The following is a 19,922-nucleotide window of genomic DNA, read 5'->3' as shown; positions in this document are numbered from 1 at the left end:
CGTCACCGACGCCGCACCCGACAGCACTGTCACCCGAATGGCTCAACGTGACGTGCCACCCACATGGGTGAAGGTCAAGCTGGCTAGTGCCCTAGTCGAGGTAATCCGTGAAAGGGGAACCACATGCGCACTCGACGAATCCTCGCCGCCGTCACCGCCACGGCAGCCCTCACCGGACTCGGCCTCACCGGCGCAGCCACCGCCATCGCCGCCACCGCACAGGGTGCCCCGTCCTATGTCACCCCTTCCGAGTGCAAGCAGGGCGGCGGAACGGCCGATCTGACGGACAACCTCTGCAAGGGCGGCACGCACGACGGCGAGAAGATCGACTGACCCCCACAAGGCGGGCGCCCCGCAGCCACGCGCCGCGGGGCGCTCCCGCGCGGGGTTCCCTAAGGTTCCAGGAAGCCCCGGACCGCGAAAATACCCCCGGGGGCGGCCCAGCCGGGGGCCCTCGGGCTTCGTCATCTCGCGTTGTCAGTGGGGGCGGCTACTGTGCACCCGCCAACGAGGGCCGCACCCTGGGGAGGGGCTTTGGGAGCCAAGACGGGCTTTCTGGTATACGCCGACGGCGACGTACCGGGGCTGCTGCGAGAAGCGGGCCCAGCGGAGCCCGCACGCACGGCCAGCATGATGCGGCTGCTCTACCCGGGCTGGGAGATAGAGGAGGGCGAGGGCTCGACTCTCCGGGACGGCGTATACCCCCCGGAAGGGACGGTGCACGCGGCGAGCTGGCCCGGTCTTGAGATCATCGGCGACCAGAGGACTGGCTCGCGTTCGCCGTGTGGGAGGACGGCCGACTCGCCCGCTCTCTGAGCCTGTCCCCGGACAGCGGCATCATCGAGAACATCGGCGAACCGCTCTCCTTCGAGCTGCCCTACTGGGCCGGAGACCGCCCGGCCGACGTCATTCCTTGGCCGGACGAGGACGAAGAGCCGTACCCGCTGCCGTTCCACCCCTTGGAACTGGGCGAAGACGCGCTGCGCGCGCTCTGCGGCTTCGTACTGGAGGGCCGTCCCGAGCCGGACGACATCGACACGGCCAGCATCCGACTGCACGGCTTCCGGGTCCAGGACCCGCACGGCCCTGATCCCGCGGAGCGGGAAGCGGCGTTGCAAAGGGCCATGGAAGACATGGGCCCACCGCGCTTCTCCTCTCTCGGCCCTGACGGCTCACTCATCGAGCGCGACGGCTTTTAGCTCGGGACTTTTTCGTCCTGAAGCAACTCCGACGAAGAGTCCACCGAGTACTACACGCTGCTCTGCGACGACCCGTCCCACGAGGTGGTGCTCACCGACTGCGGGCCCCGCGAGATGGATGTGATCCGAGCAGTGCGCAAGGTGACCGGGCGCCCCAGAGTGCGAAGATGCCCCCTCCCAGCGGAGAAACCGCAGGTAGGGGGCTTCTTCGGCTCGGCTTACTTCTTCTTGCCCTGGTTCTTGACCGCCTCGATCGCGGCCGCCGCCGCCTCCGGGTCCAGGTACGTGCCGCCCGGGGTGACCGGCTTGAAGTCGGCGTCCAGCTCGTAGTAGAGGGGGATGCCCGTCGGGATGTTCAGGCCCGCGATGTCCGCGTCGGAGATGCCGTCCAGGTGCTTGACCAGGGCCCGCAGGCTGTTGCCGTGGGCGGCGACCAGGACCGTGCGGCCGGTCAGCAGGTCGGGGACGATCGCGTCGTACCAGTACGGGAGCATCCGGAAGACGACGTCCTTCAGGCACTCCGTGCGCGGGCGCAGCTCCGGCGGGATCGTCGCGTAGCGCGCGTCGTGGGCCTGGGAGAACTCCGAGTCGTCCGACAGCGGCGGGGGCGGGGTGTCGTACGAGCGGCGCCAGAGCATGAACTGCTCCTCGCCGAACTCGGCCAGCGTCGCCGCCTTGTCCTTGCCCTGGAGGGCGCCGTAGTGGCGCTCGTTCAGACGCCAGGAGCGGTGGACCGGGATCCAGTGGCGGTCCGCGGCCTCCAGCGCCAGCTGGGCCGTGCGGATCGCGCGCTTCTGGAGGGACGTGTGGACCACGTCGGGGAGGAGATCGGCGTCCTTCAGGAGCTCGCCACCGCGGACTGCCTCCTTCTCGCCCTTCTCGTTCAGGTTCACGTCCACCCAGCCGGTGAACAGGTTCTTCGCGTTCCACTCGCTCTCGCCGTGGCGGAGGAGGATCAGCTTGTACGGTGCGTCGGCCATGGTCTTGAGCCTACCCAAGGGGATGGGGGCCGTGTCGGGCCTGGGGGAGGGAGCGGCCCGCCGGTCGCCGAGGCGCCGCCCGGCCGTGCTTCGATTGACGCGACCTGCTAATCGACTGGCGTTTCCGAGGTCCCCGCTCGTAACGTGTGCTCGCCGCTTGAGCCGCTTACAGACGTGGGGGAACCTCGATGTCACCAGCCCGTATGAGACGTGCCGTCCGCGAATCCGTCTCCGGGCTCCCCAGGGAGTTCTGGTGGCTGTGGACCAGCACCCTCGTCAACCGGCTGGGTGCCTTCGTGGCCACGTTCATGGCCCTCTACCTCACGCTCGACCGGGGCTACTCCGCCTCGTACGCCGGTCTCGTCGCCTCCCTGCACGGGCTCGGCGGGGTCGTCTCCTCGCTGGGCGGCGGGGTGATGGCCGACCGGCTCGGCCGGCGGCCCACGCTGCTCATCGCGCAGACCGCCACCGCCGCCTCGGCCGCCCTGCTCGGCTTCATGACCGACCCGGTGGCCATCGCCGCCGTCGCCTTCCTCGTCGGCATGGCCGCCAACGCCTCCCGGCCGGCCGTGCAGGCGATGATGGCCGACCTCGTCCGCCCCGAGGACCGGGTGCGGGCCTTCTCCCTCAACTACTGGGCGATCAACCTGGGCTTCGCCGTCTCCTCCATGGCCGCCGGGTTCATCGCCGAGTTCAGCTACCTCGCCGGGTTCCTGATCGAGGCCGGGATGACCCTGGCCTGCGCGGTCGTCGTCTTCGCCAAGGTGCCGGAGTCGCGGCCGGCGGCCACGGCCAGGCAGGCGGAGGACAGCGTCAGCCTGGGCACGGTGCTGCGGGACGGGCGGTACATGGCCGTCGTCGGGCTGTCCTTCCTCGTCGCCCTGGTCTTCCAGCAGGGCTCGGTCGGCCTGCCGGTGGCCATGGGGCGGGCCGGCTTCTCCCCGGCCGACTACGGCCTCGCCATCGCCGTCAACGGCATCCTGATCGTCGCCCTCCAGATCCCCGTCACCCGGTTCATCGAGCACCGCGACCCGCGCACCCTCCTGGTCGCCTCCTCGCTCCTCGCGGGATACGGCTTCGGGCTCACCGCGTTCGCCGGCTCGGTCGGCGTCTTCATGGTCACCGTGTGCGTGTGGACCCTGGCCGAGATCGTCAACGCCCCGACCCAGACGGGACTCGTCGTCCGCCTCTCCCCGGTCCACGGCCGCGGGCGCTACCAGGGCATGTACACCCTCTCCTGGTCCGTCGCCGCCCTGATCGCGCCCCTGATGTCGGGCGTGGTCATCGACCACCTCGGCGCCGGGTGGCTGTGGGGGATGTGCGCGGTGGTGGGGACGGCGGCCGGGCTCGGCTACGGCGTCCTGATGCGCCGCCTGCCCCCGGAGCGGCCGGCCCCGGCCAAGGCGCGGGCGGACGCCTGGACCGAGGTGCGTACGGCTTAGCCGGCCGCCGGGACCGGGGCGCCCACCGTGACCCGCTCGGCCCGGCGCTTGGCGTCGTACGGCCTAGCCGGCCACTGCCCGTGCCTCCCTCACAGGGCCGGCAGGAAGCCGCCGCGGGTCGTGCCCGAGGAGAGCAGGGCGGACCAGTCGAGGGTCTCGGGCAGCCGGTCCAGGGACAGTACGACCGCTCCGCCCGCCGCCTCGGCGTCCGCGCACCAGTCGCCCATGTCGCCGGGGGCTCCCTGCGCGTCGATCACCGGGGCGGCGAGGGCGGGCACGACGAGGCCGTGGCCGCCGGGTCCGTCCACGACACACAGGGTGAGCCGGGGCGCGATGCTCCACCCCGCACACACCGGCACCGCCCCGTCGGGCGCGGCCGGCCCCGGCAGCGCGTCGTGGACGGGCGCCCCGGCCAGCAGCAGTACGGGCGTGGCCCCGCGGACGAACAGGGTCTTCTCGGCATCGAGCAGCACGGACCCACTCTCGCAGGACCGGCACCGGGCCCGGGAGGCGGGGGCGACCGACGTGCGGGGCTCATGCCGCCGGAAACGCGCGGTTGCTTCCCCCTTTACTTCCCCCTTCCTGGGAACTCGGCAGGCGGATGCCGGTGGATCATGCCGGCGCAGACCGTTCCGTGGCGGGAGTGATGACCATGCCGCCCGAGAAGTCCGGGTCGTCCGGGGGTGGCGGCGGGCCGCCCGACGCCGAGGTGCGGCTGCGGGTCGGTGAGGCGCTGGCCGCCGCCGCGCGGGGTGCCGACGAGCCCCGGGCGGTGCCCGGCGCGCTGTGCGCGGCGTGCGCGCGGTTGCTGCCGGTCACCGGATCCTCGGTGTCGATCTCCGGCGGCAAGGGCGTGCGCATGACGTGGTGCGCCAGCGACCGGGTCGCGGCCCGGCTGGCGGAGTTGCAGTACACGGTGGGCGACGGCCCCTGCCAGACCGCCCTCGACCGGGGCGTCCCCGTCCTCGCGTGCGACCTCACCCAGGGCCCCGACCTCCGCCGCTGGCCGATCTTCGCGCACGAGGCGGTGGGTCTCGGCGTCCGCGCGGTCTTCTCGCTGCCGCTCGGCGTCAGCGGCGCCGCCATCGGCACCCTCGACCTGTACAGCGAGCAGGCGGGCGGGCTGGCCGAACCCGATCTGCGGGTCGCGCTGTGGGTGCGGGACGCGGTCACCCTGGCGCTGATGAACCTCCAGGCGGCCCGGCACGGCACCCCCGGCGGTGGCACCGACGAGGACACCGAGGGCGAGGTGGCGTCCTGGGTGGCGTCATCCGAGGCCGGCCACACCGAGGTCTACCAGGCGGTCGGCATGGTGATGGTGCAGCTGGACGTGGACCCCGAGCAGGCCCTGGACCGGCTGCGGGCCCGCGCGTACGCCGACGGCCGCACGGTCAGCCAGGAGGCCCGGGAGGTCCTGACCCGGCGACTGAGCTTCCGGCCGGAGGCGGACGGCGGTGACCCGGCCCGTCCGTACGGCGGTGACCCCCAGGGTCCTCTCGGAGAGGACGGGCGTGACGTCCGCTGACGCGGAAGCGGCGGGGCGGCCCGTGCGCCGACGAGGACGGGGCCGGGCCCCGCCCGCCTCCAGGGGCACCCACGCCTCCAGCGGCCCTCACGCCCCAGCGGCACTCACGCCTCCAGCGGTACCGGATGCACCTCGTCCGCCCGGTGGCCGGCGCGCTCGTGGACGCGCTGGACGGCTTCCGCCGAGGGCGCTTCGGAGAGGCAGTAGACGACGCCGGACTCCGGGTCCGCCCAGGCGTGCTGGAAGTGCACGGACTCGTCCGCCTCGATGGCGAGGTCGGCCCGGTGCGCCTCCATCAACTGGTCGGCCGTGATGCCCTCCATGCCACGGTGCACGTCGATGAACTTGGCCATGGTCCGACACCTCCTGCTGCCGGTCGTCCTTCCCACCCGCACCTTCCATGCTGCGCCCGGGGAGAGGGAGGGGCATCCGGTACGGCGGGGGCCGGTGTGAGCCGTGCTCACACCGGCCCGGACGTGCCGTTCAGCCGCACTGGCAGGGGTTGCCCGACTGGCAGCCGCAGCCGCAGCCGGAGCCGCAGCCGCACGCGCCGAACAGCGGAAGGGTCCTGATCTCGGCGGGCTGCCCGGTCTCGCGCTCCTGCGTCGGGTCGGGCGTGGTGCTGGGGGATTCGGCCATGGGTCCCTCCTAGACCTGGGGCAGGGTGCCCTCGCCCATTTCATGCCCGCCGCGCCGGGCGCATCAACGGCGCACGGAGGCGTTCGCGGACCCGGGCCGCCCGGCCGGAGGGGTTACGCCCCCTCGGCGCCCGTCACCGGCTGGATGTCCGGCTGCAACTCGTCGGCGTGCTCACCGGTGACCAGGTAGACCACGCGCTTGGCGACGGCCACGGCGTGGTCGGCGTACCGCTCGTAGTAGCGGCCCAGCAGGGTGACGTCCACGGCCGTCTCGATGCCGTGCTTCCAACGGTCGTCGATCAGGTGCTGGAAGAGCGTGCGGTGCAGCAGGTCCATGTCGTCGTCGTCCTGCTCCAGCTGAAGGGCGAGGTCGACGTCCTTGGTCACGAGCACTTCGGCCGCCTTCGCCATCAGGCGCTGCGCGAGCTGGCCCATCTCCAGGATGGTGGCGTGCAGGTCGTGCGGAACGGCCCGGTTCGGGAAGCGCAGCCGCGCGAGCTTCGCCACGTGCTGGGCGAGGTCGCCGGAGCGCTCCAGGTCGGCGGACATCCGCAGCGACGTGACGACGATCCGCAGGTCCGTCGCCACCGGCTGCTGCCGGGCCAGCAGGGCTATCGCCCGGGCCTCCAGGTCGTGCTGGAGCTCGTCGACCTTCTTGTCGGCCTCGATCACGCTCTCGGCCAGCTTGAGGTCGGAGTCGAGGATGGCGGTCGTGGCGCGCCCGATCGCCGATCCGACCAGCCGGGCCATCTCCACCAGTCCGTCGCCGATCGAGTCCAGTTCCTCGTGGTACGCGTCCCGCATCAGGGTTCCCTCTCATCGGTGTGCTTGGTCCCCACGCTCCCACGTTCCGCCCCGCACCCGTCCGTTTCCGCCACCCCAAATGAACCAATACTGGCTGCAAGGTGAACTCTGGGCGACGAGTGTTCGAGGTCGCACGGTGACGGCTGTGGTCATGTCGTACCCCGTGCCTAACCTGGAGGCATGGACGTGAACGCGGCGGTCGCCGCAGCGGCAGCGATCGCCGGGGTGCTCACCGGTGTCATCGCCATGCTGGCGTTCCGCTGGAGCGAACGCGACCAGAAGCGACCGACCAGGACTTCCTTGCACACTGATCCCGTACTCCCGCCCGGCGTGGACACCGTACTGTCCGTGCTCCGCTCCTCCGCCGTCGTCCTCGACGAGGCCGACGCCGTGGTCAAGGCCAGCTCCGCCGCCTACGCCCTCGGGCTGGTCCGCGGCGGCAAGCTCTCCGTCGAGCCCATGCTCCAGATGGCCCGGGACACCAGACGGGACGGCGAGATAAGACAGGTCGAGCTGGACCTGCCCCGGCGCGGCACCGGACGCGGCGAGGCCCTCGCCGTCTCCGCGCGCGTGGCCCCGCTCGGCTCCCGCCTGGTCCTGCTGCTGGTCGAGGACCTGACGGAGGCCCGCCGGATCGAGGCGGTGCGCCGTGACTTCGTGGCGAACGTCAGCCATGAGCTGAAGACGCCCGTCGGCGCGCTGTCCCTGCTCTCCGAGGCCGTGATGGACGCCTCCGACGACCCCGAGGCCGTGCAGCGCTTCGCCGGCCGGATGCAGATCGAGGCGACCCGCCTGACCAACCTGGTGCAGGAGCTGATCGACCTCTCCCGGGTGCAGAACGACGACCCGCTGGAGGACGCCGAGCCCGTCCGCGTGGACGAGCTGGTCGCCGAGGCCATGGACCGCTGCCGCCACCAGGCGGGCACGAAGCAGATCACGATGGCCTCGAACGTGTGGGCGCCCGAAGGGCCCGATCAGGATGGCGGGCGACGGGCGGGTGGCACCTCGGACCTGCACGTGTGGGGCAACCGGGGCCAGCTGGCCGCCGCCCTGGGCAACCTGGTCGAGAACGCGGTCAACTACTCCCCGGCCCGCACCCGCGTCGGTATAGCCGCACGCAGGGTCAACGCGCCCGGCGGCGACATGATCGAGCTGGCGGTGACCGACCAGGGCATCGGCATCTCGGACAAGGACAAGGAGCGCATCTTCGAGCGCTTCTACCGGGTCGACCCGGCCCGCTCCCGGGCCACCGGCGGTACCGGTCTGGGTCTCGCCATCGTCAAGCACGTGGTCGCCTCGCACGGCGGGGAGGTCACGGTCTGGAGCGCCGAAGGCCAGGGCTCCACCTTCACCCTCAGGCTGCCGGAGGCGGGCGCGGCCCGCGACCGCGCACAGCAGCACCCCGACCTCGACGACGAGGCCGGCCCCACCGATCCACCCCCGTACGCATCGCTTCCCGCCCCGGAGGTCCTTCCGTGACCCGTGTGCTCGTCGTCGAGGACGAGGAGTCCTTCTCCGACGCCCTGTCGTACATGCTCCGCAAGGAGGGCTTCGAGGTCGCCGTCGCGGCGACCGGCCCTGACGGCCTGGACGAGTTCGAGCGCAACGGCGCCGACCTGGTCCTCCTGGACCTGATGCTGCCGGGCCTGCCCGGCACCGAGGTCTGCCGCCAGCTGCGCGGCCGTTCCAACGTCCCCGTGATCATGGTGACCGCCAAGGACAGCGAGATCGACAAGGTCGTCGGGCTCGAAATAGGAGCCGACGACTACGTCACCAAGCCGTTCTCCTCCCGCGAGCTGGTCGCCCGCATCCGCGCGGTGCTGCGCCGGCGCGGCGAGCCGGAGGAGGTCACCCCGGCCGCGCTGGAGGCGGGGCCGGTCCGCATGGACGTCGACCGGCACGTGGTCACGGTCGGCGGCTCCAAGGTCGACCTCCCGCTCAAGGAGTTCGACCTCCTGGAGATGCTGCTGCGCAACGCGGGCCGCGTGCTCACCCGCATGCAGCTCATCGACCGCGTCTGGGGCGCCGACTACGTGGGCGACACCAAGACCCTCGACGTCCACGTCAAGCGTCTGCGCGCCAAGATCGAACCGGACCCGGGCGCGCCGCGGTACCTGGTGACGGTGCGGGGTCTGGGCTACAAATTCGAGCCGTAAACCGTAAACGGTAATCCGTAATCCGCAATCCGTAAGCGCTCGTAGATGGGTGAGCGCTCGTACGTATGCCGAAGGGCGGCACCCGCACGGGTGCCGCCCTTCGGCATACGGCTGGTCAGTGGCCGGCGGCCGAGGCCGACGCCGAGTCGTGCGGGGTGACGGCCGCACCGGACGCGGTGGCCGACGGGCTCGACCCGTGGCCGCTTGCCGGCTTGCCGCTGCCGGACGCGCTCGCGCTGCCGGACGGGGTGGCCGTGGCGCCGCCGGCGCCGGCCGGGGCGGACGGGACCTGGCTCGGGCCCCACTTGTCGAAGTAGCTGGTGGCCGGGACGACGAAGGCGCGCAGGCTCACCTTGCCGGTCTTGCTGAAGGTGAAGGTGATCTTCTGGGCGTTGCCGTCCTGGACGGCCTCACGGCCACTGGGCAGCGTCGCGGACGCGTTGTCCTTGCCGCCGAGGATCAGCGAGCCGTGCGCGGGAACGGTCAGGCTCTGGCCCTTGGCGGGCTTCAGCTCGGCGGACGTCCCGCTGCCGTCCAGGGTGATCGACTGGAGGGTCTGGTCGGTGCTCCCGGAGTTGAACAGGGTCGCGGAGATCACCGCGGGGCCCGTCGACTGGAGATCGGGCTGCGTGATGACCAGAGCGTTCTGGACCTTGATGTCACCCACGCTGGTCGCCGCGTTGTCCGGCTTGACCTCCAGGGTCTGGGCGTTGTTTCCGGCGCCGCAGGCGGCGAGCGAGGCGATCGAGAAGACGATGGCGGAGGCGGCGAGGGCGCCGCGTCGAAGGCTGCTGCTCACGGCGGCGGCAACTCCTTGAACGCGCGGGCGGCTCCCCTTGTAAAGCCGCCCTAAGTGTCTGTCAGCGACTTCAGGCTACCGAGCCGTTCCGGCGGCGTCGCACCCGACCCTCCCCCTGGCCCCGGGCTTCCCTCCTGCTGGGGGTACTCCGCGCGGCCCACGCGGCTCCGCGGTGACATTGCGGAGCCACTGGTCTGTCATTCACATAACGCGACGGCGACCCCCTCTCGGCCCCTCACAACGACGCTCGCAAAATGTCCGTGAAGGAATGTGCGAGCTCCCCCGATATTGATCACGGAGCACCCCTCCGGCAGCCGTTGATCAATTCCGGATTCGTCTCGCATCCGACCATGGCCACCGAACGGAGTAGCGGAAGTCGCACGCTTGAGGCCGGACAAATCAGGATGTTCCGCCACTTGGAACGACCCCCCGGGGCGTGTGACGTACGTGTTTCACCTCGCTCGGAGAGCCCCTCCCACCTGCGAATACCCGGTTCCGGAGGCTCCCCGCAGCACGTTCCGGTTGCTGTTGTCAAGCCCTGAGATATGCCCTGACCTGCGAAAACGCCATTCAGAAGACGCCGTATCCGTGTTACCCTGGATAGCCACGGAAGGGGTACCTGTCACATGACGTTCAAGGTTGGCGACACCGTGGTCTATCCCCATCACGGGGCCGCGCTGATCGAGGCCATCGAAACTCGCCAGATCAAAGGCGTGGACAAGACCTACTTGGTGCTGAAGGTCGCCCAGGGTGACCTGACGGTACGTGTGCCAGCGGACAATGCGGAGTTCGTCGGCGTGCGTGATGTGGTCGGTCAGGACGGGCTGGACCGGGTCTTCGAGGTGCTGCGCGCGCCGTACGCCGAGGAGCCCACGAACTGGTCCCGTCGCTACAAGGCAAACCTGGAGAAGCTCGCCTCCGGCGATGTCATCAAGGTCGCGGAAGTCGTGCGTGACCTGTGGCGTCGCGAGCGCGAGCGCGGACTGTCCGCCGGTGAGAAGCGCATGCTCGCCAAGGCCCGCCAGATCCTGGTGAGCGAGCTGGCTCTCGCGGAGAACACGAACGAGGACAAGGCCGAGGCCCTGCTCGACGAGGTGCTCGCCTCCTGACGCGCAACGGCGGCGAACCTTCGCTTCCGGCACGCTCAGCACACTGAAATGCCGCGGTGCCCGATGACACTGATCCTGTCGCCGGGCGCTGCGGCATGTTGCTTCCCCACAGCGGGTGCTCCTCGGCAAGCCTGTGGACCAGCCCCCCTACACGCGATCCCCCGATAATCGATTCCCGGTCGATACTCGATCCCCCGGTACCCGAAGTGCCGGTACTCGATGTGCCGCCCGGGCGGACGGCTCGACCAGGGTCACGGAAAGGGTCCGGTCAAGGCGTCGCGCCCGCACTCCTCCAGGCCATACCCACCTAGGTCGAGCACACAAACCTGACAGGAACCGATGTCTGACGAATCGCGCCCCACGCCCGCGCAGACCCCCGTCGCCGCCGTGATTCCGGCCGCCGGCCGGGGCGTACGGCTCGGTCCGGGCGCCCCCAAGGCGCTCCGCGCGCTGAACGGCACACCCATGCTCGTCCACGCGGTCCGCGCCCTCGCCGCGTCCCGCCATGTCTCGCTGGTGATCGTCGTGGCCCCGCCGGACGGCGCCGCCGAGGTCAAGTCCCTGCTCGACGCGCACGCGCTGCCGGAGAGGACGGACTTCCAGGTCGTCCCCGGCGGCCAGTCGCGCCAGGAGTCGGTCCGCATCGGCCTGGACGCCCTGCCGTCGCACTACCGGATCGTCCTCGTCCACGACGCGGCCCGGCCGCTGGTCCCGGTCGACACGGTGGACGCGGTCATCGAGGCCGTACGCGACGGCGCCCCCGCCGTGGTGCCCGCGCTGCCGCTGGCCGACACGGTCAAGGAGGTCGAGCCCGCGGCCGTGGCCGACGACCCGGAACCGGTCGTCGCCACCCCCGACCGGGCGCGGCTGCGGGCCGTCCAGACCCCGCAGGGCTTCGACCGGGCGACCCTGGTCCGCGCCCACGAGAGCGTCACCGAGAACGTCACCGACGACGCGAGCATGGTGGAGCAGCTGGGGCTGCCCGTCGTGGCCGTCCCCGGCCACGAGGAGGCGTTCAAGGTCACCCGCCCCCTCGACCTGATCCTCGCCGAGGCGGTCCTGGCCCGCAGGAGGCTGACCGATGGCTTCTGAGGCCGGCTTCGTGCTTCCCCAGGTCGGCATCGGCACCGACATCCACGCCTTCGAGGAGGGCCGCGAGCTGTGGTGCGCGGGCCTGAAGTGGGAGGGCGAGGGGCCCGGCCTGGCCGGCCACTCCGACGCCGACGTCGTCGCCCACGCGGCCTGCAACGCCCTCTTCTCCGCCGCCGGGCTCGGTGACCTGGGACAGCACTTCGGCACCGGCCGCCCCGAGTGGTCCGGCGCGTCCGGGGTCACCCTGCTCACCGAGGCCGCCCGGATCGTGCGCGCGGCGGGCTTCACCGTCGGCAACGTCGCCGTCCAGGTGATCGGGCCCCGCCCGAAGATCGGCAAGCGGCGCGACGAGGCGCAGAAGATCCTCTCCGAGGCGGCCGGCGCGCCCGTGTCGGTCTCCGGCGCCACGACGGACGGGCTGGGCTTCCCGGGCCGCGAGGAGGGGCTGATGGCGGTGGCCACGGCACTCGTGGTGCGTGTGAGCTGACGGCGTGGCAGGGTACCCACACGACCACCAGTGATCGTGTACTCCGGAGGGGTGCCCATGTCCGCCGTACTGTCCGACCGCCTGAAGTCCGTGCTCGACGGCAAGGTGTTCGTCGTCTTCGGCACCGTCCAGCCCGACGGCAGCCCGCAGATGTCCCCGGTCTGGGTGAAGCGTGACGGCGACGACCTCCTGATCTCCACGACGGTCGACCGCCGCAAGTACCACAACCTGGAGCGCGAGCCCCGGGTGACGGTCGTCGTCCTCAACCCCGACGAGCCCTACGAGTACGCCGAGATCCGCGGCACCGCCGAGACCACGACCGAGGGCGGCCAGGAACTCATCGACGACCTCAGCCGCAAGTACACCGGCAAGGACTACGCCGACTTCAACCCGGCGTCGAGCCAGGACGCCGAGCGGGTGGTGGTGCGGATCCGCCCGCGGAAGGTGGTCGGGCGGTTGTGAGGTGAGGGCTGGGCCTGCCCGGGGAAGGTGGCGGGGCCCGGCCCCGCGGTGAGGCGGCACGGTGAGGCGGCTTCCTGGTGGGAAGGCGCATGGCACTGCCCGGGGCCCACTACTCTGGAGTGGTGACTATTCGCCTGTACGACACCAGCGCCCGGCAGATCCGTGACTTCACCCCGCTCCAGCCGGGCTGCGTCTCGATCTACCTCTGTGGCGCCACCGTGCAGGCGGCACCGCACATCGGCCACATCCGCTCGGGCCTCAACTTCGACATCATGCGCCGCTGGTTCGCGTACCGCGGCTACGAGGTGACGTTCATCCGCAACGTCACCGACATCGACGACAAGATCATCACCAAGAGCCGCGAGCAGAACCGGCCCTGGTGGTCGATCGGGTACGAGAACGAGCGCGCGTTCAACGAGGGCTACGCAGCCCTCGGCTGCCTCCCGCCGACCTACGAGCCCCGCGCCACCGGCCACATCACCGAGATGGTCGAGATGATGCGGGGCCTCATCGAGCGCGGGCACGCCTATGAGGCCGACGGCAACGTCTACTTCGACGTACGGTCCTTCCCGCACTACCTGGAGCTGTCCCGGCAGGAGCTGGACAACCTGCTCCAGCCGTCCGGCGAGGGCGAGACCGGCAAGCGGGACCCGCGTGACTTCGCCATGTGGAAGGCGGCGAAGCCGGGCGAGCCGACCTGGCCGACCCCCTGGGGACCGGGCCGCCCCGGCTGGCACCTGGAGTGCTCGGCCATGGCCCACAAGTACCTGGGCAGCGCCTTCGACATCCACGGCGGCGGCCTCGACCTGATCTTCCCGCACCACGAGAACGAGATCGCCCAGGCCAAGGCCTACGGCGACGACTTCGCCCGGTACTGGGTGCACAACGCCTGGGTGACCATGGCCGGCGACAAGATGTCCAAGTCGCTCGGCAACAGCGTCCTGGTCGGTGAGATGGTCAAGCGGTGGCGGCCCGTCGTGCTGCGCTACTACCTGGGCACCCCGCACTACCGCTCGATGATCGAGTACAGCGAGGAGTCCCTGCGCGAGGCCGAGTCCGCGTTCGGGCGGATCGAGGGCTTCGTGCAGCGGGTCACCGAGCTGGCCGGCAAGACGGTCGAGCCGGCCGCCGAGGTCCCGCCCGCCTTCGCCGAGGCGATGGACGACGACCTGGGCGTCCCGCAGGCCCTCGCCGTCGTGCACACCACCGTCCGGCAGGGCAACAGCGCGCTCGCCGCCGACGACAAGGAGGCCGCCGTCGCCCGGCTCGCCGAGGTGCGGGCCATGCTCGGCGTCCTCGGCCTCGACCCGCTCGACCCGCACTGGGCGGGCGAGGGCGGCGACCGGGGCGAGGACCTGAACGGCGTGGTCGACAGCCTGGTACGCCTCGTCCTCGACCAGCGCGAGTCCGCCCGCGCCCGCAAGGACTGGGCCACCGCCGACGCCATCCGCGACCAGCTCGGCCAGGCCGGGCTGGCCATCGAGGACAGCCCGCAGGGCCCGCGCTGGAGCCTCGGCCCGCGCTAGCGCCCCGCTTGATCGATTGTGCCGCCCGGCCCTCCGGGCGGCACACTGCATAAGACGTACGTACGAAAGCTCACGAAGACAGGTAGGTCATGGCCGCGAACAACCGTCGCATGTCCGGCAAGAAGGGCGCGCAGGTCGGCAGTGGCGGCCAGCGGCGCCGGGGCCTGGAGGGCAAGGGTCCGACCCCGCCCGCCGAGATGCGCAAGGGGCACGCCAAGCAGCGTGCCGCCGCGGCCAAGACCCGCCGCGCGCAGGGCCGCACGCAGCAGCGCCGGGGTGGCGGCAGGTCCACCTCCGAGCTGGTGGTGGGGCGCAACCCGGTCGTCGAGGCGCTCCGCGAGGGCGTCCCGGCCTCCACCCTCTACGTCCAGCAGTTCATCGACAACGACGAGCGCGTCCGCGAGGCCCTCCAGCTCGCCGCCGAGCGCGGTGGCATCAACCTCATGGAGGCCCCGCGTCCCGAGCTGGACCGCATGACGAACGGCCTCAACCACCAGGGCCTGGTCCTCCAGGTCCCGCCGTACGAGTACGCGCACCCGGAGGACCTGCTCGACGCCGCCGCCGACGAGGGCGAGGACCCGCTGGTCGTGGCCCTGGACGGGGTCACCGACCCGCGCAACCTCGGCGCCGTCGTCCGTTCCGTCTCCGCCTTCGGCGGCCACGGCGTGGTCGTGCCCGAGCGCCGCTCGGCCGGCATGACCGCCGGCGCCTGGAAGACCTCCGCCGGTACGGCCGCCCGTACGCCGGTCGCCCGTGCCACCAACCTCACCCGGACCCTGGAGGCCTACAAGAAGGCCGGCCTCACGGTGGTCGGCCTGGCGGCGGACGGCGAGGTCGAACTCGGCGACCTGGAGGCCCTGGGGGGCCCGGTCGCCATCGTGGTCGGCAGCGAGGGCAAGGGCCTGTCCCGCCTGGTCGGCGAGACCTGCGACTTCCGCGTCCGCATCCCGATGCCGGGCGGCGCCGAGTCGCTCAACGCGGGTGTGGCCGCCGGGATCGTGCTGTACGAGGCCGCCCGCAGGCGGAGCTGAACAACCGTCCGGGCGGGCTTGAACGCCCGTCCGGAAGTTCACCCTTGCGGGGTAATTCGGGCGGCTATATGGCGCTCGGGGCCGCTTTGACGGGGTCCGGACACATCCGGGCGGTCAAAGCAGTGTCCTAACGCCACGTCACTCGGTTAGATGAGTGTGGACACCAGAACACCCCGCACACCCACGGGGGACCGTTCGTCGGGATTCGACGACGCTCCCGCGCTGAGCATGGTGAAGGTGCCGAGCGATCCGGCGCAGGTCATCGTCAATCACGCCAGCTTCCGCGTGCAGCTGGGCGCGGCGGCCAGGCGCACCCAATCCCCGCGGATCGCCCGGCATCTGAGCGGCGCCCAGGACACCGCCCGGATGCCCGTCGTGGGCACGGCGGGCCGGGCCGGCGCCACCGGCCGCCGCCGCCCCGTCGTGTGGAGCGGCAAGTCCGCCCCCGACGACACCGGCGCCCACCGGCTCCTCCAGGCCGTGCGGGGCAGCAGCGTCCGCCACGCCGACGAGCCCGAGGCCGGCGCCACCCAGGTCATCCCGCGCGTCCAGACGGGCTACGCCGACACCTACGACGGACGCGACCTGACCGTCGAGACCCCCGTCGTCGGCCACCAGCGCACCGCCCCCGGCGCCGACGGCACCCGCCTCCTGCCGCACATGCGCACGGCCACCGGCGCCTACGACGACCCCGTCTACCCCGCCTACCCCGACGACCGCGAGCCGTACGACACCTACCCGGCCGACACCGACCCCGGCACCGACCTCGCCGCGGACGCCGACGCCCCGCGCCGCGCCAGGCGCCAGGGCGACGACCCGGCCCGGCACGCCTACTACCCCGGCCGCCGGCTCAACCTCGGCGTCGTCCTCCTCCCGCTGCGCATCTTCCTCGGCTTCATCTCCATCTACGCCGGCATGGGCAAGCTGTGCGACCCCGTCTACTTCGACGGCGGCAAGCGCGGCTCCATGGTCACCTGGCTCAACACGCTGCACCCCTGGGACGTCGCCGAGCCGCTGCGCCAGTTCGCCCTGCACCACCCGGTCGGCTCCGGCCTGGTCATCGCCTTCCTCCAGGTCGTCGTCGGCGTCCTGACGATCCTGGGCTGCTGGCAGCGCGTCGCCGCGGTCGTCGGCGCGATGCTCTCCGCCGCCCTGATCGTCACCGTCAGCTGGAAGACCGTCCCGGTCTACGACGCCCCGGACATCATCTACCTCGCCGCCTGGTCCCCGCTGATCATCGCCGGCGCCCCCGTCTACTCCGTGGACGGCCGACTCGCGGGCGGCGCCTGGCGCCGCCTCGGCCCCCGCGCCGACATCTGGGAGCTGCGCCGCTACGTCCTGCGCCGCGGCGCGCTGATCACGGCCGTCACGGTCGGTCTGACCCTGTTCGTCGGCTCCCTGCTGGGCGGTGCGGTGCGCGACTCCAGCCGCGTGGTCGTCCCCGGCCCCGGCGAGGCGCCCCGCAATCAGCTCCCCGGCTCCCCGCTGCCGCAGGAGCCCGGCACGCGGCACAAGAGGACCCCGGCGGCGTCCAGCTCCCCGACCGGCGGTGCCACGGCCGGCGCGAGCCCCTCGGGGGCGGCGACGACCCCGGGCACGACCCGGGCCACCTCCGGAGGCACCACCACGACCCCGACCCAGACCCAGGGCACCACGGGCCAGGTCCCGCCCCGCCGGACGTCCCCGACGACGGGCGGCGCGCCCAGCACGACGGCGGGCCCGACGAGCACGGGCGGCGGCGGCACGAGCACCGGTGGCTCGACGACGGGCGGCGGCACGTCCACGGGCGGCGGCAGCACGTCCACGGGACAGCCGGGCCTGGTGGGCGGCCTGCTGGGCTGACGGAACAGCACACGGAACAGCGCAGGGCCCCGTACCGGGAACGGTACGGGGCCCTCTTCGATCTCGGGGACCCGGGGCCGGTGGCCCCGCCCAGGGGCCCGGGGACCTGTCAGCGACCGAGCGCCGCCAGTTCCTTGGCAGCCTCCGTCAGGTCCTTCGCCGTGTCGATGGCCCGCCAGTACGCGCCCTGCGGAATGGGGAACCCGGCCAGCTTCTTCTCCCGGGCCAGCCGGGGGAACGTGGTCCGCTCGTGGTCCCCCCGCTCGGGCAGCAGGGAGGCGAACTCCGGCGAGAACACGTAGACACCCGCGTTGATCTCGAACGTCGACGGCGGTGCCTCGATGAAGTCGGTGATGTGCCCGAACCCGTCGGTCTTCACGGCTCCCCACGGGATCCGCGGCCGGGCGAGCGCCAGTGTGGCCACGGCGTCCCGCTCGGCGTGGAAGTCGGCCATGTCCCGCAGGGAGAACCGCGTCCAGATGTCACCGTTCGTGGCGTACCAGGACCGGTCGGGGTGGGGCAGCCGGGCCGCCGCGTACCGCAGACCGCCGCCGCGGCCGAGGGGCTCGCTCTCCACGACGGTGGTGACGGAGACGGGAAGGTCGGCCGAGTCCAGCCACTTCTCCAGGACGTCGGCGAGGTGGCCGCAGGAGACCACGACGTCCGTCACACCTTCCTCGGCCAGCCAGGTCAGCTGGTGGCCGATGATCGGAGTGCCCGTACCGGGGATCTCGACCATCGGCTTGGGCCGGTCGTCGGTGTACGGACGCAGCCGGGAGCCCTGGCCACCGGCCAGGACCACGGCTTGAGTGGGGCGCGACGCGGCGTTCGGATGGGTCATGACCGCACTGTACGTGGCGCCCCAGCGCGGTGCTCCGGGGGCAACCCGCTCCTTGAGGAGCCGTTACCCGGTTCACACCGGGAGCCCGCTGTCGCCGGGGCTCAGCTGTGCGCGGCCAGGACGCCCGAGGCGAAGGCCGTGTCGCACACCGGGCGGGCGTACGACTGGGCGCGCGAGGCGCCGTAGATGTGCACCGCGGCCCTGCCGAGGGCGCGGGCGATGGAGGAGCAGTGCCGGGCCAGCGAGGGGCGGCCGTTGACGGCCTGCTGGAGGTGGGTGAGGACCACCCCCGGGTTCTTGTGCTGCAACTCGGTCATCAGCTGGTCGCGGAGCACGTCCTGCGGGGCGCGGGTGACCTTCTTGGCGGAGACCTCCACCGACGACACGTCGGAGGCGGCCAGCACCGAGCTGGAGGGGCTCCCCGTCCAGTTGACCCGGGTGACCGCGAGGGTCCCGGAGAGCACCAGGACGACGGGCAGGACGAGGGCGAGAGTGCGGCCGATCCGGCGGGCAGGGCCGCCCCGGTGGCCGCGTCGTGTCTGTGGGGTGGTGGAGTGCTTCACGCGTGTGAGGGTAGCGCCCCGTGATGATGCGGAGACAATGAGTCACTCTTATGGGGGATGAGAAGGCGCTGATTTCCGGGTAACGGGTTGACGGAGCGCCCCACGACAAGATCCACGACAGGGCGGCGTGGCGGGATCCGGCGACGAGACGACGGGAAGGGCCCCGCACGCCGAGCGCGCGGGGCCCTTCCGATGCCGTCGGCCGTCAGTCGGACAGCCGCTCGCCGGTGGACGTGGAGAACACGTGGGTCTCGCCCGGCCGCGGCACGACGTGCAGCGTGGAGCCCTTCTCGGGCACCTGACGGCCGTTGACACGGACGACCAGGTCCTTGACCTCGCCGCCGACCTCGGCGGTGCCGTACACGTAGCCGTCGGCGCCCAGTTCCTCGACGACGTTCACGGAGACGGCGAGGCCGGCCGGGGCGTCGGAGGCGTCCTTGGACAGGGAGGCGGCGACGGAGCCGTTGTGCTCGACCACGTCGAAGTGCTCGGGGCGCACGCCCACGGTCACCGTGCGGTCGCCCTTGTCGGCGGCGGCCTTCAGGGCGTCCCGGTTGACCGGGACGACGCTGTTGCCGAACTTCACACCGCCGTCGGTGATCGGGACCTCGATCAGGTTCATCGCGGGGGAGCCGATGAAGCCGGCGACGAAGAGGTTCGCGGGCTTGTCGTACATGTTCCGCGGCGAGTCGACCTGCTGGAGGATGCCGTCCTTGAGCACGGCCACGCGGTCGCCCATCGTCATGGCCTCGACCTGGTCGTGGGTGACGTAGACGGTGGTGATGCCGAGGCGGCGCTGGAGGGACGCGATCTGCGTACGGGTGGAGACGCGGAGCTTGGCGTCCAGGTTGGACAGCGGCTCGTCCATGAGGAAGACCTGCGGCTCGCGGACGATCGCGCGGCCCATGGCGACACGCTGGCGCTGACCGCCGGAGAGCGCCTTCGGCTTGCGGTCCAGGTACTCGGTGAGGTCGAGGATCTTCGCGGCCTCCTCGACCTTCTGCCGGATCTCCGCCTTGTTCACGCCGGCGATCTTGAGCGCGAAGCCCATGTTGTCGGCGACCGTCATGTGCGGGTAGAGGGCGTAGTTCTGGAACACCATGGCGATGTCCCGGTCCTTGGGCGGCAGGTGGGTGACGTCGCGGTCGCCGATGCGGATGGCGCCGCCGTTGACGTCCTCCAGGCCCGCGAGCATCCGCAGGGAGGTGGACTTCCCGCAACCGGACGGGCCGACCAGGACGAGGAACTCGCCGTCCTCGATCGCGATGTCGAGTGCGTCGACGGCGGGCTTGGTGGAACCCGGGTAGATGCGGGTCGCCTTGTCGAACGTGACTGTGGCCATGGTGAATGGGCCCCCTTCTACCGGCAGGAACGTGCCGGACGATCCGTTGTAGGAAGGTGGTTGGTGTAGTCCACGCGAGTGAAC

General features: G+C 71.6%; 21 protein-coding genes and 1 pseudogene. 13 read left to right on the top strand and 9 right to left on the bottom strand.

The annotated features are described in order from the left end of the window. Positions 1 to 123: 123 nt before the first annotated feature. On the top strand, positions 124 to 333 hold the full coding sequence (locus IE273_RS08720) for a hypothetical protein (protein ID WP_189814538.1): 210 nt from the start codon (positions 124 to 126) through the stop codon (positions 331 to 333). A gap of 147 nt (positions 334 to 480) precedes the next feature. Continuing rightward, positions 481 to 1,199, top strand: a pseudogene (locus IE273_RS45080) (DUF6928 family protein). A 218-nt stretch (positions 1,200 to 1,417) separates the two neighbouring features. Here the strand turns inward: IE273_RS45080 and IE273_RS08710 are convergent. Beyond that, entirely contained in the window at positions 1,418 to 2,179 is a 762-nt protein-coding gene (locus IE273_RS08710) for a phosphoglyceromutase (protein WP_189814537.1), read from the bottom strand. A 188-nt stretch (positions 2,180 to 2,367) separates the two neighbouring features. Here IE273_RS08710 and IE273_RS08705 point away from each other — a divergent pair, with 188 nt between their 5' ends. After that, positions 2,368 to 3,621: an MDR family MFS transporter gene (locus tag IE273_RS08705; RefSeq protein WP_189814536.1), complete on the top strand. Its 1,254-nt coding sequence runs from the start codon at positions 2,368 to 2,370 to the stop codon at positions 3,619 to 3,621. Between the two features lie 89 nt (positions 3,622 to 3,710). Here the strand turns inward: IE273_RS08705 and IE273_RS08700 are convergent, their stop codons facing one another. Next, positions 3,711 to 4,094, bottom strand: coding sequence for a hypothetical protein (locus tag IE273_RS08700; protein ID WP_189814535.1), 384 nt, complete (start codon positions 4,092 to 4,094; stop codon positions 3,711 to 3,713). A gap of 173 nt (positions 4,095 to 4,267) precedes the next feature. On the opposite strand from IE273_RS08700, the gene IE273_RS08695 reads away from it, so the two are divergent. Then, a complete protein-coding gene (locus tag IE273_RS08695) occupies positions 4,268 to 5,146 on the top strand; it encodes a GAF and ANTAR domain-containing protein (protein ID WP_229887132.1) in 879 nt (292 codons plus the stop codon). Positions 5,147 to 5,250: 104 nt separating this feature from the next. Here IE273_RS08695 and IE273_RS08690 read toward each other — a convergent pair whose 3' ends face one another. The 3 genes from IE273_RS08690 to phoU all read right to left on the bottom strand — a co-directional run bounded on the left by IE273_RS08690 (position 5,251) and on the right by phoU (position 6,588). Then, on the bottom strand, positions 5,251 to 5,499 hold the full coding sequence (locus IE273_RS08690; protein WP_189814534.1) for an SCO4226 family nickel-binding protein: 249 nt from the start codon (positions 5,497 to 5,499) through the stop codon (positions 5,251 to 5,253). Between the two features lie 130 nt (positions 5,500 to 5,629). Then, positions 5,630 to 5,785, bottom strand: coding sequence for a hypothetical protein (locus IE273_RS08685; RefSeq protein ID WP_014673458.1), 156 nt, complete (start codon positions 5,783 to 5,785; stop codon positions 5,630 to 5,632). Between the two features lie 113 nt (positions 5,786 to 5,898). Beyond that, the gene (gene phoU / locus IE273_RS08680) at positions 5,899 to 6,588 is read right to left on the bottom strand and encodes a phosphate signaling complex protein PhoU (protein WP_189814533.1); all 690 of its coding nucleotides are present in this window, start codon (positions 6,586 to 6,588) and stop codon (positions 5,899 to 5,901) included. Positions 6,589 to 6,768: 180 nt separating this feature from the next. On the opposite strand from phoU, the gene phoR reads away from it, so the two are divergent. Together phoR and phoP are read left to right on the top strand one after the other, a co-directional pair. Further along, entirely contained in the window at positions 6,769 to 8,067 is a 1,299-nt protein-coding gene (phoR, locus tag IE273_RS08675; protein WP_189814532.1) for a two-component system sensor histidine kinase PhoR, read from the top strand. Continuing rightward, the gene (gene phoP, locus IE273_RS08670; RefSeq protein ID WP_014673455.1) at positions 8,064 to 8,744 is read left to right on the top strand and encodes a two-component system response regulator PhoP; all 681 of its coding nucleotides are present in this window, start codon (positions 8,064 to 8,066) and stop codon (positions 8,742 to 8,744) included. The genes phoR and phoP overlap by 4 nt, the downstream gene beginning before the upstream one ends. A 115-nt stretch (positions 8,745 to 8,859) precedes the next feature. Here the strand turns inward: phoP and IE273_RS08665 are convergent, their stop codons facing one another. Further along, positions 8,860 to 9,543 carry a copper chaperone PCu(A)C domain-containing protein gene (locus IE273_RS08665; protein WP_189814531.1) on the bottom strand — a complete coding sequence of 228 codons (684 nt, stop codon included), beginning with the start codon at positions 9,541 to 9,543 and terminating at the stop codon, positions 8,860 to 8,862. 626 nt (positions 9,544 to 10,169) lie between these two features. Here IE273_RS08665 and IE273_RS08660 point away from each other — a divergent pair. The 7 genes from IE273_RS08660 to IE273_RS08630 all read left to right on the top strand — a co-directional run bounded on the left by IE273_RS08660 (position 10,170) and on the right by IE273_RS08630 (position 17,092). Next, positions 10,170 to 10,652 (top strand): CarD family transcriptional regulator, encoded by a 483-nt coding sequence (locus IE273_RS08660; RefSeq protein ID WP_003953493.1) that lies wholly within the window; start codon positions 10,170 to 10,172, stop codon positions 10,650 to 10,652. 339 nt (positions 10,653 to 10,991) lie between these two features. Continuing rightward, positions 10,992 to 11,744, top strand: a complete 753-nt coding sequence (gene ispD / locus IE273_RS08655) for a 2-C-methyl-D-erythritol 4-phosphate cytidylyltransferase (RefSeq protein ID WP_189814530.1) — start codon at positions 10,992 to 10,994, stop codon at positions 11,742 to 11,744. Further along, complete coding sequence (ispF, locus tag IE273_RS08650; protein ID WP_058080988.1) at positions 11,734 to 12,231, top strand: 2-C-methyl-D-erythritol 2,4-cyclodiphosphate synthase; 498 nt, start codon at positions 11,734 to 11,736, stop codon at positions 12,229 to 12,231. Before ispD ends, ispF begins: the two co-directional genes overlap by 11 nt. 57 nt (positions 12,232 to 12,288) lie before the next feature. Continuing rightward, a complete protein-coding gene (locus IE273_RS08645; RefSeq protein ID WP_189814529.1) occupies positions 12,289 to 12,693 on the top strand; it encodes a PPOX class F420-dependent oxidoreductase in 405 nt (134 codons plus the stop codon). A gap of 122 nt (positions 12,694 to 12,815) precedes the next feature. Further along, positions 12,816 to 14,219 (top strand): cysteine--tRNA ligase, encoded by a 1,404-nt coding sequence (gene cysS, locus IE273_RS08640; protein WP_189814528.1) that lies wholly within the window; start codon positions 12,816 to 12,818, stop codon positions 14,217 to 14,219. Positions 14,220 to 14,308: 89 nt separating this feature from the next. Further along, entirely contained in the window at positions 14,309 to 15,250 is a 942-nt protein-coding gene (gene rlmB / locus IE273_RS08635) for a 23S rRNA (guanosine(2251)-2'-O)-methyltransferase RlmB (RefSeq protein WP_189814527.1), read from the top strand. 150 nt (positions 15,251 to 15,400) lie between these two features. Further along, the gene (locus IE273_RS08630) at positions 15,401 to 17,092 is read left to right on the top strand and encodes a DoxX family protein (RefSeq protein WP_189814526.1); all 1,692 of its coding nucleotides are present in this window, start codon (positions 15,401 to 15,403) and stop codon (positions 17,090 to 17,092) included. 109 nt (positions 17,093 to 17,201) lie between these two features. On the opposite strand, the gene IE273_RS08625 is transcribed toward IE273_RS08630, so the two are convergent. The 3 genes from IE273_RS08625 to IE273_RS08615 all read right to left on the bottom strand — a co-directional run bounded on the left by IE273_RS08625 (position 17,202) and on the right by IE273_RS08615 (position 19,838). Then, positions 17,202 to 17,933 (bottom strand): nucleotidyltransferase family protein, encoded by a 732-nt coding sequence (locus IE273_RS08625; protein WP_189814525.1) that lies wholly within the window; start codon positions 17,931 to 17,933, stop codon positions 17,202 to 17,204. Positions 17,934 to 18,034: 101 nt separating this feature from the next. After that, positions 18,035 to 18,496, bottom strand: a complete 462-nt coding sequence (locus tag IE273_RS08620) for a hypothetical protein (protein ID WP_189814524.1) — start codon at positions 18,494 to 18,496, stop codon at positions 18,035 to 18,037. 205 nt (positions 18,497 to 18,701) lie between these two features. After that, the gene (locus IE273_RS08615; protein WP_189814523.1) at positions 18,702 to 19,838 is read right to left on the bottom strand and encodes an ABC transporter ATP-binding protein; all 1,137 of its coding nucleotides are present in this window, start codon (positions 19,836 to 19,838) and stop codon (positions 18,702 to 18,704) included. Positions 19,839 to 19,922 lie beyond the last annotated feature (84 nt).

The organism is Streptomyces olivaceoviridis (genome assembly GCF_014650115.1).
Taxonomy (GTDB): domain Bacteria; phylum Actinomycetota; class Actinomycetes; order Streptomycetales; family Streptomycetaceae; genus Streptomyces; species Streptomyces olivaceoviridis.
This window is presented reverse-complemented; position numbering and strand designations above follow the sequence as displayed.

Coding starts and splice junctions, on each gene's coding strand:
- IE273_RS08710 (WP_189814537.1), bottom strand. CDS start 2,179: ATGGCCGACGCACCGTACAAGCTGATCCTCCTCCGCCACGGCGAGAGC.
- ispD (WP_189814530.1), top strand. CDS start 10,992: ATGTCTGACGAATCGCGCCCCACGCCCGCGCAGACCCCCGTCGCCGCC.
- IE273_RS08625 (WP_189814525.1), bottom strand. CDS start 17,933: ATGACCCATCCGAACGCCGCGTCGCGCCCCACTCAAGCCGTGGTCCTG.
- IE273_RS08615 (WP_189814523.1), bottom strand. CDS start 19,838: ATGGCCACAGTCACGTTCGACAAGGCGACCCGCATCTACCCGGGTTCC.
- IE273_RS08645 (WP_189814529.1), top strand. CDS start 12,289: ATGTCCGCCGTACTGTCCGACCGCCTGAAGTCCGTGCTCGACGGCAAG.
- IE273_RS08685 (WP_014673458.1), bottom strand. CDS start 5,785: ATGGCCGAATCCCCCAGCACCACGCCCGACCCGACGCAGGAGCGCGAG.
- IE273_RS08660 (WP_003953493.1), top strand. CDS start 10,170: ATGACGTTCAAGGTTGGCGACACCGTGGTCTATCCCCATCACGGGGCC.
- phoU (WP_189814533.1), bottom strand. CDS start 6,588: ATGCGGGACGCGTACCACGAGGAACTGGACTCGATCGGCGACGGACTG.
- IE273_RS08690 (WP_189814534.1), bottom strand. CDS start 5,499: ATGGCCAAGTTCATCGACGTGCACCGTGGCATGGAGGGCATCACGGCC.
- rlmB (WP_189814527.1), top strand. CDS start 14,309: ATGGCCGCGAACAACCGTCGCATGTCCGGCAAGAAGGGCGCGCAGGTC.
- IE273_RS08630 (WP_189814526.1), top strand. CDS start 15,401: ATGAGTGTGGACACCAGAACACCCCGCACACCCACGGGGGACCGTTCG.
- phoR (WP_189814532.1), top strand. CDS start 6,769: ATGGACGTGAACGCGGCGGTCGCCGCAGCGGCAGCGATCGCCGGGGTG.
- IE273_RS08720 (WP_189814538.1), top strand. CDS start 124: ATGCGCACTCGACGAATCCTCGCCGCCGTCACCGCCACGGCAGCCCTC.
- IE273_RS08695 (WP_229887132.1), top strand. CDS start 4,268: ATGACCATGCCGCCCGAGAAGTCCGGGTCGTCCGGGGGTGGCGGCGGG.
- IE273_RS08705 (WP_189814536.1), top strand. CDS start 2,368: ATGTCACCAGCCCGTATGAGACGTGCCGTCCGCGAATCCGTCTCCGGG.
- ispF (WP_058080988.1), top strand. CDS start 11,734: ATGGCTTCTGAGGCCGGCTTCGTGCTTCCCCAGGTCGGCATCGGCACC.